The sequence below is a fragment of the Paraburkholderia podalyriae genome (assembly GCF_014397785.1).
GTDB lineage: Bacteria > Pseudomonadota > Gammaproteobacteria > Burkholderiales > Burkholderiaceae > Paraburkholderia > Paraburkholderia podalyriae.
Genome location: NZ_VZQQ01000252.1, coordinates 1 through 953, shown reverse-complemented (window position 1 = coordinate 953; position 953 = coordinate 1). Strand labels below are relative to the sequence as shown.

The window sequence follows — 953 nt, the reverse complement described above, 5'->3', positions numbered from 1 at the left end:
CCGATGCCTTCGGCGTCCTCAAGCGCGGCGGCCAGATCCTTCACCGCACGCTGGTAAAGCGCCGCCTGGGTCGGGCTCAGGTGGCACCAGGCCTTGAGCTCGGTCTTGTCCGGAAGGTCGTCGATTATCCGCTTGTCGGTCTTCAGGCGGCGCAGGATGTAGGGCCGTACGAGCGTTCGCAGCGGGCCGAAGTGCTCGGCCTTCGCCAGCCGCCTGGTAAAGTTGGCAAAGACTTTGTCCGAGCCCAGCAAACCGGGGTGGGTAAAATCGAAAATGGACCACAGGTCGGACAGGCGGTTTTCCACGGGGGTGCCAGTCAGCGCGATGCGCGATTGTGCCTGGAGTTGCTTGACCTGCCGCGTTTGCCTGGCGCCCGGATTCTTGATCGCCTGTGCTTCATCAACGATGGCAAGGCGCCATTGGATGGTCCCCAGTACCGGCTGGCGAAGCAGCGAACCAAAGCTGGTGATGACGAGATCGATGTCCGCAAGCCGCGCGGCGTCCAGCGCACGCAAATCGGCCGCCGGCATGACCGACGGATGGGCGATCAGCAGGCGCAAGCCCGGCGAAGCGCTCGGCCTCTGCCGCCCAGTTGGCCAGCAGCGATGCGGGGGCGACCAGCAGGCTGGGCCGCACCTCGGTGCTTTCACGCTTCAACACAAGCAGCAGTGAGAGTACCTGCATGGTCTTGCCCAAGCCCATATCGTCCGCGAGGCAAGCCCCCAGTCCGAGCCGGGTGAGAAGGTACAACCACTGCACGCCGGCCTGTTGGTAGGGCCGCAGGTTGGCCTTGAGTTCCGGTCCCGGGCTGATCTGCGCCAACCCCTCCGGCTGACGCAATTCCTGCAGCATGTCGGCCAGCCAGGGCCCTGCAACAAGCTGCGACCAGTCGAGGTCAGCGGGGTCGGCGTTATCGTCGAGCGAAACACCCGCCAGAAGGCGTAGGGCCTCAT

General features: G+C 64.8%; 1 pseudogene. It reads right to left on the bottom strand.

Annotation, left to right across the window (positions count from 1 at the left end):
* Nucleotides 1-953 (bottom strand): annotated as a pseudogene (locus tag F6X42_RS42880) (SNF2-related protein); the annotation flags it as partial.